Here is a 13,532-nt window from a genome sequence, read left to right as displayed (position 1 = left end):
AATAACTATGTTGCCACTGTATAGGATGAATAGCTTTTTAAGCTTGCTGGATGAACTCCGGTTGTTGTTTAATCGTGTTCGTTTGACTAAGCAGGAGGTGGAGATTCTTGAGCACAAGTTTCCTTATTATGCTAGACTCTCGGAACAGCATAAAAGTGAGTTCAGGAAAAAGCTTGAAGTTATTCTTACATCCAAATCCTTTATTGGTAGATCAGGACTTAGGATCGTTACACCAGAGATGAAGTTGCTTATCGGAGCTACAATAGTAATGGTTACTTTTGGATGGAATGATCTTCGGCTTCCTCATTTCTCTAAGATCTTAATCTACCCCGATACTTATTATAGCACTATTTCGAAGCAGTATCATCGAGGAGAAGTCAATCCTAGACTTGGGATTATTGTAATGTCTTGGAGCTGTTTTTTGGCTGGGATGGAAGATCAAAGTGATGGAGTTAATCTCGGTATTCACGAAGTAGCCCATGCTTTGAAGCTGGAAAACCAGATTTACTACAATGATGAAAGCGAGTTCTTCAACCCTGAAGTTTATCGGACTTTTCAGAACTTGGCTAATAAGGAGATGCTGCACCTAAAAGCCGGGACCCTGACCGTGTTTAGGTCAAGTGCCAGTATAGATGAAGATGAATTCTTTGCGGTAGCATTGGAGACTTTCTTTGAGAAGCCTCATGAATTTTTTGGATATAACCCTGAGCTGTATGGCACTTTAGTCCAGTTGATGCGCCAAGATCCTAGAGTTTGGATCAGGAGTTGAGCAAGTTATCCACTTCTTTAGTGACAGCTTCCACTAGACCCTCATAGCCTCTCAAATCCTCTCCCCAGTAGGTTCTTTCGCTTAATAGCTTCTCTACAGTCTCTGCAGTAGTATCGAGTGCCCATGCCGAAGTGAATTCAGCCATAAGCACGGGGTTGTCATTGACTGGTATTTCTACACCCTTATAATTTCCCTTGTAGAATACTAAGAGCGCAGCAAATGATAAAATCAATTTCTCTGGCCATGCCTTTTTCAATCCGTAATAAGCAAGGAGAGATGGCAGCACGCGTACTTTGAATTTGGAAATGCTATTCAATGCAATCGACTTCAATTCATGCACGATAAATGGATTGGCAAATCGCTCCAAGACATCAGCGGCAAATTGCTCCAATTCCTCCTGAGGCATATTCAACGTAGGGATTATTTCCTCGTAAATCGCAGCTTTTAGGAAAGCACCAATTTCAGGGTTTTCCACTGCCTCTCGTACTGTACGTAGTCCTTTGAGATACCCATAAGGCACCATAGAAGTGTGTCCTCCATTTAGGATTCGAACTTTTTGGGTACGAAAAGGAGCTAGGTTATCCACGAATTTCACGTTGAGACCAGCTTGATCCAGTGGGAATTCTTGCTGCACGAGCTCATCCCCTTCGATTGCCCAAAAGTGATAAGGCTCCACCATTACGACCAGCTCATCTTTGTAGCCAATTTTCTCTTGAATCTCAGCTATAGCGTCTTTTGGGAAGCCTGGTACAATTCTATCCACTAGTGTATTGCAGAAAATATTCTTCCAATCGATCCACTCTGAAAACTCTGTTGGCAACTTCCAAAATGAAATGTACTTCTGAATACATTCTTTAAGCGCTTCTCCATTTCCTTCGATCAGTTCACAAGGAAGGAAAATAAGGCCTTTTGAGGCGTCTCCATGAAAGGTTTTGAAACGATGATAGAGTAGGGCGGTAAGCTTACCTGGGAAGGTGTTGGATATGCTTTCTACTGAAGAATCGCTGGCGTCAAAGACAATTCCAGCTTCCGTAGTATTGGAAACTACAAAACGTAAATCTGGATTTTCCCCCAATTTCAAATATTCCTCATACTCCTCAAAAACATTCGTTATACCTGCGACGCAGCTGACCAGAGTAGATTCCTGAACTAATTCACCTTTTTTCAAACCTTGCTCAATCACATGAAAGAGGCAATCCTGATCTTTCATTGGATTGTTCCCTGACTTACTATGAACTTGAACGATGTGAATATCACCGTCAAATACCTGTGCTTGGTTTGACTTTTCAATCATCCAATCCGTAAATCCTCGTAGGAAATTGCCATTTCCAAATTGAAGGATTTTTACAGGACGTTGACTTATTGGTTGCGTAGCTTTTGAAAGAAGTTGCATTAAAAATCTGGGGCTATAGAGTGTTACTTATTCTGCTGATTGATCGATGAATTACGGATTATCAGCTCTGGTTTAAGAATGGTTTTCTTAGGGATGTTATTCGTTTGATCCTTCTGGTTTAGGATTTCAAAAAAGGTTTCTGCAGTGATTTTTCCCATAGGAATACTTTTCTGATCCACCGTAGTGAGACTGGGTTCTGTAAAAGAAGTGAATGGTTCATCTCCAAAACCCACCAATTTCACATCTTGAGGAAGTTTGAATCCGTTTTCCTTCAAGATTTGCATAGCTCCCATGATGGAATAATCTGAGGCTGAAAATACAGCATCGAAAGAGATTTTAGCATCAATAACTTCTTGCATCGACGCTCTTCCATCTTCGAGTTGCAGCTTGCTAAATCGGATCAATTCGGGATCTATAATGATTCCATGTTTTAGCAAGGCATCTTCATATCCTCTTTTACGCTCTTTGTAAATATTGATGTTTTGGGAGCTGGAGAAATGTACAATGCGCTTGCAACCTTCATTTATTAAATGCTCAGTTGCTTGAAATGCCCCGTAATAATCATCTATTACCACTTGGCTTACATCGAGCTCATTGGTTACCCTGTCAAAAAGAACCAAAGGAATTCCTTTTTCAAGGATTTTCTTAAAATGCTCAACATTTTCGGTGGTCTTGCCCACAGAGGCTATTACCCCATCTACTTGTACGTTTAGCAAAGCTTCAATTGTCTGTACCTCCTTATCGAAGTCATCATAGGATTGCGAAATCACCACTTTATAATTCAGTGAATTGGCGATCTCTTCTATGCCCCGAATAACCGAAGAGAAGAAATTTCTATTGGCTGTAGGGACTACCACCCCGATCAGTCGGCTCCTTCCACTTCTCAGAGCTGAAGCAATGTTATTGGGTTGATAGTTAAGGTCTTTAGCTGCTTTTAATACTTTTTTCTTCGTGGCATCAGAGATCCTAGGGTTATTGTTCAATGCTCTCGATACTGTGGATGCAGTTACCTTTAGCTTTTCAGCGATGTCATGAATTGTGGCTTTCCCGTTTCTCATTACCTAGTTTTGTGTTGAAGAAAAATATTTTTTCAAAATCGAAGATAATTATTCGCCAGCTGGTTTACCTATTGTAGCGAGAATTCCTCCATCTACATAGATAATTTGGCCATTTATGAAGTTACTGGCTTCACTAGCTAAGAAAACTACAGTGCCTCCTAGATCGTCAGGATCTCCCCATCTTCCTGCAGGAGTTCTGTTTACTATAAAGTCATTGAAAGGATGTCCATCTACTCTGATGGGGGCTGTTTGCTCAGTAGCGAAATACCCCGGGCCAATTCCATTCACTTGAATGTTGTATTTCGCCCATTCGGTTGCAAGATTTCTTGTGAGCATTTTTAGTCCACCTTTGGCAGCTGCATAGGCACTGACAGTATTTCTTCCTAGCTCACTCATCATCGAGCAGATGTTGATGATTTTTCCTTGTCCATTTTTCACCATAGTTTTGGCTACTCGCTGCGAAACTATAAATGGCGAAACAAGATCTACGTCAACAACCTTTCTGAAGTCTTCAGGATCCATTTCTAATGCAGGTACGCGTTGGATCATTCCGGCATTATTTACTAAAATATCTATTTCGCCTACCTCTTCTTCTATTTTAGTAATGGCTTCATTTACAGCCTTGGCATCAGTTACATCGAATAGGTAGGGATGTGCTAGTATATCTTCAGCAGCATATTCGGTAATTGCTGTTTCCATTTTGCCAGGCGTGTGCCCGTTGATAACTAATATCGCTCCTTGGTGCGCCAAGGCTTTTGCCATAGCCATACCTAAGCCGTGAGTAGCTCCGGTGACTAGCGCAATTTTGCCTTTTAATTCAAAATTCGGTTTCATGTGATTTTATCTTGTTTTCCAAAGGGTCCGTCGAATCTCGCATTTTGGATGTTCATCCCTTTGAGGGTATGTTGTGCAAAGCTCGATTTATTCTTTATCGTAATTCGGAAGGTTTTACCATGTCCATGTCGCCATAGTCCATGTTTTCACCAGCCATTCCCCAGATAAAGGTATAGTTGGAAGTGCCAGCCCCAGAGTGGATGGACCAAGCAGGAGAGATGACGGCCTGATGATTTTTCATCCAAATATGCCTGGTGTTATCTGGCTGTCCCATGAAATGTGAAACTACATTTTCATCTTTGAGATCGAAGTAGAAATAAGCTTCCATTCTACGGTCATGCACATGTGCAGGCATAGTGTTCCAGACTGAGCCGGGTTTCAGTTCAGTCATCCCCATTTGCAATTGGCAGGTTTTCACCACTGAGTTCACTAGCAGCTTACGGATGGTTCGGTGATTTGAGTTTTCCAATGAACCTAGCGTAACCACCTCGGCGTCTTCCTGGCTGATTTTACGCGTAGGATAGGCGCAATGTGCTGGCGCGGAATTAAAATAGAGCAAGGTGTCACCTTCAGCTGCAGGATGGAATGTTACCTGCTGTACGCCTTTGCCTATATAAAGAGCTTCTTTGCGTTCAAGGCTAATAGATTCCCCGTCTACGTCTATAGTGCATTTGGCGCCAACGTTGATGATTCCGATCTCCCGACGTTCTAGGAAGTAGGGAGCCTTCAGTTGATCGATGGTTTCCAGAGCTACAGGTTGGTCTACTGGGTGGATGCCGCCTACAATCAAACGGTCTTCCATGGAATAAACTCCAGTGATCTGATTTGGGACAAAAATATCTTCTAGTAAAAATTTCTCACGAATCTCTTGAGTTGGATAATTACTGAAGTCTTCCGGATGTGATGAATACCGGGTTTGGATAGAAATACTCATAAGGGTCTATGTAATCGTTTGCGCAATATAGTATTAATTTTGAATATCAAACTTCGATTGTGAGATTCATTTTTTGAGATTTCTCAAATTAGTATTTTGAAAAATGGATGTTTTTGGCTCAAATAGTCCTTATATCAAGAATATTACTTCCTAAAAATTTTTTCCTAATTATTTTATTTTTAATATGCAATCGATTGCTCAACAATGGAAAAAAGTTCTTTATTTTGCATTCGAAATAAAAAGTTTATTTAGCATTTAACTATTTGAATTTAAGTGTAATAATGATGAAAAATCCCAAAATAATCAAAAAGGCAAGCCCTCAATTTTCGGCCCTCATAGCTGGGTTTCTCTTGCTTGTTGCTCTAAGTTGTACACAGCAGAAAAATGATAGTGCCGAGGATGAAGCAACGGAGGCTATACAATTTACTGTTCAAAACACCTTGTCAATAGCTAGAACTAGCGAAATGATCCTGATCTCTGAGGAGAATCTGCAAAATAATTTCACTGATTCACAGCAACTCACTTATCGTGTTTTTATAGCTGAGCAGGAGATTCCTTCTCAGTTGAATACCAAAGGTCCTGATAAAGGTTTAGTCTTTGTTTTGCCTGAGATTGGTGCCAATCAAGAGTTGAATATTGAGCTAAGGGCATCTTCTGATGAATCAGCTGCGGTTTATCCCAAACTTACGCAGGCAGAACTTTCGCATAAATTCGGAGGGGAATTTAAAGACAGAGAATACCTAGAAGGACATTTCGAAAACGTGGACTCACTTCATGTTCCAGCCGAGCACACAGATCATTCCTGGTATATTCGTTATGAAGGTCCAGGGTGGGAATCAGACCTTGTTGGGTATAGATTCTACTTAGATTGGAGAAATGGTATAGATGTATTCGGGAAAAAAGTAAGGACTCCTGTATTGCAAGATGTGGGTCAGGATGGTTTTGATTCTTACCATGAGCCATCAGATTGGGGGATGGATGTACTGAAAGTCGGCGAAACATTGGGGCTTGGAAGTATTGCGACTTTTGAAAATGGAAAGGCTAGAAGAGTCGATGTGACAGATAGTCTTTATGCTGAAATAACTAGGAATGGCCCTGTTTATTCCTCAGTATTCACAAGGTATTCAGGCTGGGACTTGCCAAGTGGAAAAACAGATATCTTCTCAAATATTTCTATTCATTCTGGTACAAGATTATCTAGAATGGATCTCCACTCTTCCAATGCCATTGATAATTTCGCTACTGGCCTCATCAAGGATGCTAAAGCCAATGTGATAAAGAGCGATGGGAAATTAACTTATAGCTATCTCGCTACCTACGGTCCACAAAGTTTGGCAGAGGATAATCTTGGGATCGCTATTATTTATCCGACTGCTAAATTGACTCAGGATACTGAAGATGCATTGTCACATATTTTGGTTTTTGATTCCAGTAGCAAAAAACTGAGCTATTATTTTCTGGCAGCTTGGGAGCAAGAGCCGGGAGGAATCAGTTCTCAGGAAGATTTTACAAAGTATCTGGATCAGGAAATCTTAAAACTTTCTAATCCTCTGAAAATATCGGTAAAGTAAAATTTGCCTTTAATTAGTAACAAGTAAACCCAAACTAAGCCATGCTTAAATTCATCAAATACAGTTCTTTAGCACTCTTCACTGGAGTTGTTCTATTAGCTTGCTCAGGAGAAAAATCTGAAGTAGCCGAAAGTTCGGAGGCAACGACCAGCCCAGAAAAGGCCTATTCCGTTTGGATGGCTGATTCAGAAATCGCCCGAAATCCAGAGGGCTGGACAATTGACTTTAATAAAAAGCCAAAATGGGAGTATACGCATGGCTTAATTATGTCCTCTATGCAGGCAGTATGGAAGCAAACTGGAGAGCAGCGTTTCTACGATTACACCAAGAAGTTTGCGGACTTTATGGTGGACAGCGCAGGAAATATACTTACCTACAAAAAGTCAGATTTCAATATCGACCGAGTAAACGGAGGTAAGTTCCTGATCAATCTTTATGAAGAATCAGGTGAGGAGAAATATAGATTAGCTGTGGAAGAACTGCGTGACCAGATGCGTAATCATCCCAGAAATAAGGAAAATGGCTTTTGGCACAAGAAAATCTACCCACATCAAATGTGGCTTGATGGACTTTATATGGGGTCACCATTTTTGGCGCAATATGGAGCGACCTTCGGTGAGCCTGCTCTTTTTGATGATGTGGCGGCTCAGATTATACTGATGGATAAATATGCCTACAGCGAGGAAACAGGCTTATTTCACCATGCTTGGGATGAGAGTCATGAGCAAAAATGGGCAGATCCTGAAACTGGACTTTCTACCAATTACTGGGGAAGAAGCATTGGTTGGTATGCGATGGCACTGGTTGATGTGCTGGATTTTCTGCCTGCTGATCATCCAAAAAGAACCGATATCATCGCTATTGCAAAGAAGCTTGCTAAAGGAATTCAGCGCTACCAAACTCCAGAAGGTGTCTGGTATCAGGTGGTGGATCAAGGCACTCGTGAAGGGAATTACCTGGAGTCTTCAGCCTCAGGGATGTTTACTTATTTCTTGATCAAAGGAGCTGAAAAAGGATACTTGGATCAGGATGATCTCGCTGCCGGGAAGAGAGCCTATGAAGGAATGTTAAAAGAATTTGTTCGCGAAGATGCCGATGGAGGTGTCAGCTTGACCAATGTATGCGGTGTTGCTGGCTTGGGTGGAACTCCATACCGCGATGGTACTTACGAATATTATGTAGGGGAAGAAATCCGCGTCAATGATCCGAAAGGCGTCGGTCCATTTATTTTGGCTTCCCTAGAATATGAGAAGCTCTCACAATAATCATGATAAAACCTATTGTCTATTTGTTTATGATTTTCCTGAGCGGTTTTGTTTCCGCTCAGGAATTTGATTTTGTGGTGGCAAAGGATGGCTCTGGAGATTTTTATACCGTTCAGGAAGCATTTGATGCTGTCCCGGATTTCAGGAAAAATGAAACTCGAATCCTGCTGAAGCCCGGTAGTTATAAAGAGAAATTGGTACTGGCTGCCTCCAAAACAAATGTGTCTCTTATCGGTGAAAATGCTGAAAGCACCGTGTTGACATATGATGATTTTGCCCAAAAGAAAAACAAGTTTGGCGAAGAAATGGGCACAACCGGATCGACAAGTTTCTATGTCTTTGGAGATGGATTTTATGCTAAGAATATCACTTTCGAGAATTCTTCTGGCCCAGTTGGTCAAGCTGTAGCAGTACGCGTGGATGGCGACAAAGTAGTGTTTGAGAAGTGCAGGTTTCTCGGTTTTCAGGATACACTTTACCCACATGGAGATCGCAGTCGACAATATTACAAGGATTGCTATATTGAAGGAACAGTCGATTTTATCTTCGGTTGGTCCACAGCTGTCTTTGAAAACTGTGAGATTTTTTCCAAAAAAGGCGGAGGATACGTGACGGCAGCATCAACTGAGGAAGCTACTGAATATGGCTTTGTCTTTATTGATTGCAAGCTGACGAGTGATGGCGAAGCAGCTTCTGTTTATCTCGGCAGACCTTGGCGAGATTATGCTCAGACAGTCTATATCAATACGGAAATGGGAGCTCATATCAAACCAGAAGGTTGGCATAATTGGAACAAACCAAATGCTGCGAAGACTTCTTTTTATGCAGAATATGGATCTGCGGGCCCTGGAGCAAATGCTTCCGAGCGGGCCTCATGGGCTAATCAACTGACAAAAGAGGAAGCCACTAAATATAGCGTCATAGCGGTTTTGGCTGGCGCAGACGGCTGGGATCCAACTGAGAGAATACGATAGATAATCAAACACAGAACTAATTAACTACCCAAAATATGAACCTGAAATTACTTAAGTCCGCCCTTTTGCTACTGCTGACTTTTTGCTTTTCTTCAGCTTTTGCGCAGCAAAGTCTGGAAAGTATGTACGATGGAATAGAATTCGACATGCCGAGAGTGAAGGAAACAAGCTTTCCTGATTTTGAGAAAAACATCACAGAATATGGTGCGAAAGGGGACGGTGTATTCAAGAATTCGGAGGCCTTTAAAGCTGCCGTCGAAGCTGTAAATGCTAAAGGTGGCGGCAAAGTTGTCGTACCAAGAGGAGTTTGGTTGACAGGTCCGATTACCTTGTTGAGTAATGTCAATCTTCATCTGGAAGATGGGGCGTTGATTCTATTTAGCAGAGATTTTGACGATTATCCATTGATAGAGACAAGTTTTGAAGGCTTGAATACCGTTCGTTGTATTTCTCCAATAAATGCTTTTCAGGTAGAAAATATTGCGATTACAGGTAAAGGAACCATCGACGGAAATGGCGATGCCTGGAGATTTGTAAAGAAAGGTAAAATGACAGAAGCACAGTGGAAGTCATTGGTGAAATCAGGTGGAGTTTTAGATGACAAGGGGCAGATGTGGTTTCCAACTCAGGCTTCTTTGGACGGATACAATGCAAGTAGCAGTTTCAATGTACCAGATACAAAAGACCGCGCTGAACTGGAAAAGATGAAGGATTTTCTTCGTCCTGTGATGGTGAGCATCAGAGAAAGCAAGCGGGTATTATTGGATGGCCCGACTTTCCAGAATTCCCCAGCATGGAATATTCACCCGCTGATGAGCGAGGATGTGATCATACGGAATCTGAATGTTCGTAATCCTTGGTATTCGCAAAATGGCGATGGGTTGGATCTGGAGTCCTGCAAAAATGTGCTGATTTACAATAACACCTTCGATGTGGGAGATGATGCGATGTGCTTCAAATCTGGTAAGGATAAGGACGGTCGTGATAGGGGTGTTCCTACGGAAAATGTGATCGTAAAAAATAACATCGTGTACCATGCTCACGGAGGATTTGTGGTAGGAAGCGAGATGTCTGGAGGCGTGAGAAATGTACATGTATCGGATTGTACCTTCATTGGAACTGACGTTGGTTTACGATTCAAAAGTACCCGCGGAAGAGGGGGGATAGTGGAGAATATCTGGATTTCAAATATCCACATGATTGACATTCCTGCAGAAGCTATCCGCTTCAATATGTTTTACAGCGGTAATTCCCCGATTTTAGAGGATGATCAAAGTGCGGATGATGAAGCTAGAGATGAGGTTTTGGTTCCAGTGAATGAAGAAACCCCCTCTTTTAGAAATATCAGCATGAAGAATATTTATGCTTCTGGTTCTGGTGTGGCTGGATTTTTCATGGGACTCCCTGAGATGAAGCTGGAGAATGTGAGTTTGGAAAACTCAGTGTTGGAAGCAGAAAAAGGAATTACAGCGATTGATGCATCAGGGTTGATTTTGAAAAACGTGAAAGTGCTAGGGACAAAAGATACTCCACTAACAATTTACAATAGTGATGGAGTGACGGTGACTGATTTTTCATTTGAGGAAAATGGAAAAGCTCCAGTTAGGGTTCTGGGCAGCAAGTCCTCCAACATCACATTTGATAAGAAGGATTTCAAATCTGCTTCTGAGATTTCTATAGGGAATGGGGCTTTGGAAACGGCTGTAAAACTCAAATAAGTGACAGTCCATAAGCGGCAACAGGTCAGCTATTTGTATTAAGCAGTAGAGATTGTCGACAAGTTTTGAGGTTCAGTTTAGGCAATTCCCCCTTTCTAAAAGGTTCAAGGGGGAATTTCTTACATTCAAACCTAATTGCTTGAAAGAATTGAAATCACGCATTTATCCGGAGAAAATAAATGAAACATATCAAATTGATCATTTTCGCTGTCATAGTTTTTACCCTCGCAGCATTTCAGCATGCCGAGGAGGAAATTACTTTTTTCCTAGTCGGAGATTCGACGATGGCGGACAAGCCTTACGCTGGAAGTAATCCTGAGAAAGGATGGGGGCAGGTTTTTCCCTTGTATTTCAAGGAAGGAATTCGCTTCGAAAACCATGCAATGAACGGCAGAAGTACGAAGAGTTTCCGTGATGAGGGACGTTGGGATGTGGTGATGGATCGAATCAAGCCAGGTGATTATGTCATTGTTGAGTTTGGTCACAATGATCAGAAAATCAATTCTGAAGATCGCTATGCATTTGCGGATTCTACTTACCGTGATAATCTCATCCGGTATGTCGAGGAGGTAAGAGAAAAAGAAGGAAAACCAGTCTTGGCAACGCCGATTTCCAGAAGGAGTTTCGATGAAAATGGAAATCTAGTGGATACCCATGGAAGATATTCCGTGGTGGTACGGGAAGTGGCGGCGGAAATGGAAGTTCCACTTTTCGATTTACATATGAAGACTATTGAAATGATTGAGCAATTTGGCCTGGAGAAATCAAAGGAATTGTTTCTCCATTATCGTCCTGGAGATTATTCCCATTTTCCAGAAGGGCGCGAAGATAATACGCATCTCTCGCCAACAGGAGCTTTCAAAGTAAGTGACTTGGCGGTGGAAGAGTTAAGGCGCGAGTTACCCGAGTTAGTGAAGTTTCTGAAGGATTGATTTTAAATGTGTTTATCCGCAATGATGCCAGTTGCCTTAGATTCTTTGCTTATCTGGTCGGAAGACCGATGACTCCCGCACAGGCGGGACAGGCTGAAGTGGCCTCAATTATAAATTTTAACATATTCTAGATTGCTTTTCCCTCTTTATTGGTAGAAAATTTCAAATCTTAAATTGCCTCATGAAATCAATTTGTCTCTGGCTACTTTTTATCATCACATTGCAGAATCCTACTTTTTCGCAAGTTTCTGAGATCAAAATTGAGCCTTTAGATTCTGAAACGCTGAAGGGCAAAGTTGAACATGATATTGTTGTGGCGCAGGATGGTTCTGGTCATTTCAAAACCATAGGTGAAGCGCTGGATGCTATTCGGGTTTACCTCCCCAAACCACTGATAGTTTATATCAAAGCAGGTGTTTATAAAGAAAAGCTGACGATTCTCGGGCCTGTGACGAATGTGACTTTTGTAGGCGAAAGTCCTGAGACTACTATCATTACTTACGATGATTTTGCTGCCAAAAATAATATGGGGACTTTTGAGACCTATACCCTGAAAGTTCTTGGGAGTTCACTGACTTTCAAAAATCTTACGATTCAAAATACAGCTGGGCCTGTTGGGCAGGCGGTTGCGCTGCATGCTGAGGGAGATCGTTTGGTTTTCGAGAATTGTCGCTTTCTGGGCGATCAGGATACGATGTTTGCCTCGGGCGAAAACTCCCGCCAACTCTATAAGAATTGCTATATCGAAGGCACTACTGATTTTATCTTTGGCTCAGCCACAGCACTTTTTGAAAATTGTGAGATTCACTCCAAATCAGATTCCTACATCACTGCCGCTTCTACTCCTGAATGGGTAGCGTATGGCTATGTGTTTAAAAACTGCAAACTCACAGCTGCTGAAGGAGTGACCAAAGTATATCTTGGGAGACCTTGGCGGGATTTTGCCAAAACGGTTTTCATCAACACAGAAATGGCAGAACATATTTTGCCTGAAGGCTGGCATAATTGGAGTCGGCAGGATGCTGAGCATACTGTTTTCTATGCAGAATATGGAAGTGTTGGAGTTGGTGCTAATCCGGCTTCACGGGTGGAATGGTCGCATCAATTAAGCGAAGATGAGCTGAAATACTATAGCAAGGACCTGATCTTCTCTGGGAAAACCATCGATGCGGACTACTATGGGAATCGCTGGTTTGGCTATCAAAAAGACAGTTCCTTCAATCTGGAGGATGCATGGAAAAAGGATGTCAAGAATTTTCCTCAGATCAAACCTATTGAAACTTGGGAAAGCGAGGCTGTCACTGAAAGTAGGGGACATGTCTACAAAGAGCTGGGATATAGAAAGCTGCAGTTGGACGTTTTTTTTCCAAATAGTGCAGAATCGCCTAGACCCGGAATCGTCATGGTTCATGGTGGAGGTTGGAAATCAGGGGACAAAGAGCTTCAGATTCCCATGGCTATTGCATTAGCAGAACGTGGCTTTGTCACTGCTGTCGTAGAGTATAGACTTTCGCCGGAGGCGCAATACCCCGCAGCAATCCATGATGTGAAAGAAGCGATTCGATGGCTGAAGGTTCATGCGAATGAGTTCGGAATTGATACCAGCCGCATGGCAATCTCCGGTAGTCCTGCGGGAGGCCAAATCGCAGCTTTGGTGGGAATGACAAATACTCGGGAATATGAAGGTGTGACCAGTTTGGAATCGACGGCTGAAATTCAGGCGATTATAGATATGGATGGAGTTTTGGCTTTTCATCATCCCGAATCTGCCGAAGGACAAGTAGCTTCCGAGTGGCTTGGAGGAACTTACGAACAAAAGCCGGAAATTTGGGATGCTGCCTCTCCTTTGTATCTGCCATCACCAGTATTCAAGCCTACACTTTTTATCAATTCACAGTATCCAAGATTCCACGCGGGGCGAGATGAGTTGATCGTCAAATTAAATAAACATGGAGTATATACTGAAGTTCATACTTTTCCGGATTCACCACACCCTTTTTGGTTGTATGATACCTGGCTTGAAACTGCAGTAAATACAAGTCTTGGGTTTTTAGAGAAAGTATTTTGAAATTGATTCTCGTTCT

Annotated in this window: 11 protein-coding genes; 7 read left to right on the top strand and 4 right to left on the bottom strand. The window is 42.0% G+C overall.

All coding sequences use genetic code 11. The annotated features are described in order from the left end of the window. Positions 1-82: 82 nt before the first annotated feature. Entirely contained in the window at positions 83-769 is a 687-nt protein-coding gene (locus tag LV85_RS15950) for a zinc-dependent peptidase (RefSeq protein ID WP_245942342.1), read from the top strand. Here LV85_RS15950 and LV85_RS15945 read toward each other — a convergent pair. The 4 genes from LV85_RS15945 to kduI all read right to left on the bottom strand — a co-directional run bounded on the left by LV85_RS15945 (position 759) and on the right by kduI (position 4,988). After that, on the bottom strand, positions 759-2,162 hold the full coding sequence (locus LV85_RS15945; RefSeq protein WP_111321225.1) for a tagaturonate reductase: 1,404 nt from the start codon (positions 2,160-2,162) through the stop codon (positions 759-761). The genes LV85_RS15950 and LV85_RS15945 overlap by 11 nt on opposite strands. Before the next feature lie 23 nt (positions 2,163-2,185). Beyond that, on the bottom strand, positions 2,186-3,220 hold the full coding sequence (locus LV85_RS15940; protein WP_111321223.1) for a LacI family DNA-binding transcriptional regulator: 1,035 nt from the start codon (positions 3,218-3,220) through the stop codon (positions 2,186-2,188). A gap of 48 nt (positions 3,221-3,268) precedes the next feature. Beyond that, positions 3,269-4,054 (bottom strand): gluconate 5-dehydrogenase, encoded by a 786-nt coding sequence (locus tag LV85_RS15935; RefSeq protein ID WP_111321221.1) that lies wholly within the window; start codon positions 4,052-4,054, stop codon positions 3,269-3,271. Positions 4,055-4,148: 94 nt separating this feature from the next. Then, positions 4,149-4,988 carry a 5-dehydro-4-deoxy-D-glucuronate isomerase gene (gene kduI / locus LV85_RS15930; protein WP_111321219.1) on the bottom strand — a complete coding sequence of 280 codons (840 nt, stop codon included), beginning with the start codon at positions 4,986-4,988 and terminating at the stop codon, positions 4,149-4,151. A 350-nt stretch (positions 4,989-5,338) separates the two neighbouring features. Between kduI and LV85_RS15925 the strand changes: the two genes are divergently transcribed. The 6 genes from LV85_RS15925 (at position 5,339) to LV85_RS15900 (ending at position 13,516) form a co-directional block, all read left to right on the top strand. Next, positions 5,339-6,559, top strand: a complete 1,221-nt coding sequence (locus tag LV85_RS15925; protein WP_245942340.1) for a DUF4861 domain-containing protein — start codon at positions 5,339-5,341, stop codon at positions 6,557-6,559. A gap of 41 nt (positions 6,560-6,600) precedes the next feature. After that, positions 6,601-7,824, top strand: coding sequence for a glycoside hydrolase family 88/105 protein (locus LV85_RS15920; protein WP_111321215.1), 1,224 nt, complete (start codon positions 6,601-6,603; stop codon positions 7,822-7,824). A 2-nt stretch (positions 7,825-7,826) separates the two neighbouring features. Next, positions 7,827-8,798 (top strand): pectinesterase family protein, encoded by a 972-nt coding sequence (locus LV85_RS15915; RefSeq protein WP_111321213.1) that lies wholly within the window; start codon positions 7,827-7,829, stop codon positions 8,796-8,798. A 35-nt stretch (positions 8,799-8,833) separates the two neighbouring features. Next, a complete protein-coding gene (locus LV85_RS15910) occupies positions 8,834-10,516 on the top strand; it encodes a glycoside hydrolase family 28 protein (protein WP_111321211.1) in 1,683 nt (560 codons plus the stop codon). A gap of 179 nt (positions 10,517-10,695) precedes the next feature. Then, positions 10,696-11,448 carry a rhamnogalacturonan acetylesterase gene (locus LV85_RS15905; RefSeq protein WP_111321210.1) on the top strand — a complete coding sequence of 251 codons (753 nt, stop codon included), beginning with the start codon at positions 10,696-10,698 and terminating at the stop codon, positions 11,446-11,448. Positions 11,449-11,629: 181 nt separating this feature from the next. After that, the gene (locus LV85_RS15900) at positions 11,630-13,516 is read left to right on the top strand and encodes a pectinesterase family protein (protein WP_111321208.1); all 1,887 of its coding nucleotides are present in this window, start codon (positions 11,630-11,632) and stop codon (positions 13,514-13,516) included. Positions 13,517-13,532: the final 16 nt, after the last annotated feature.

Origin of the sequence: Algoriphagus chordae, assembly GCF_003254055.1 — a bacterium.
Lineage (GTDB): Bacteria > Bacteroidota > Bacteroidia > Cytophagales > Cyclobacteriaceae > Algoriphagus > Algoriphagus chordae.
The sequence above is the reverse complement of the archived record's forward strand: the minus strand, read 5'-3'. Positions and strand labels throughout refer to the sequence as shown.

Coding starts and splice junctions, on each gene's coding strand:
- LV85_RS15945 (WP_111321225.1), bottom strand. CDS start 2,162: ATGCAACTTCTTTCAAAAGCTACGCAACCAATAAGTCAACGTCCTGTA.
- LV85_RS15940 (WP_111321223.1), bottom strand. CDS start 3,220: ATGAGAAACGGGAAAGCCACAATTCATGACATCGCTGAAAAGCTAAAG.
- LV85_RS15935 (WP_111321221.1), bottom strand. CDS start 4,054: ATGAAACCGAATTTTGAATTAAAAGGCAAAATTGCGCTAGTCACCGGA.
- kduI (WP_111321219.1), bottom strand. CDS start 4,988: ATGAGTATTTCTATCCAAACCCGGTATTCATCACATCCGGAAGACTTC.
- LV85_RS15920 (WP_111321215.1), top strand. CDS start 6,601: ATGCTTAAATTCATCAAATACAGTTCTTTAGCACTCTTCACTGGAGTT.
- LV85_RS15915 (WP_111321213.1), top strand. CDS start 7,827: ATGATAAAACCTATTGTCTATTTGTTTATGATTTTCCTGAGCGGTTTT.
- LV85_RS15910 (WP_111321211.1), top strand. CDS start 8,834: ATGAACCTGAAATTACTTAAGTCCGCCCTTTTGCTACTGCTGACTTTT.
- LV85_RS15905 (WP_111321210.1), top strand. CDS start 10,696: ATGAAACATATCAAATTGATCATTTTCGCTGTCATAGTTTTTACCCTC.
- LV85_RS15900 (WP_111321208.1), top strand. CDS start 11,630: ATGAAATCAATTTGTCTCTGGCTACTTTTTATCATCACATTGCAGAAT.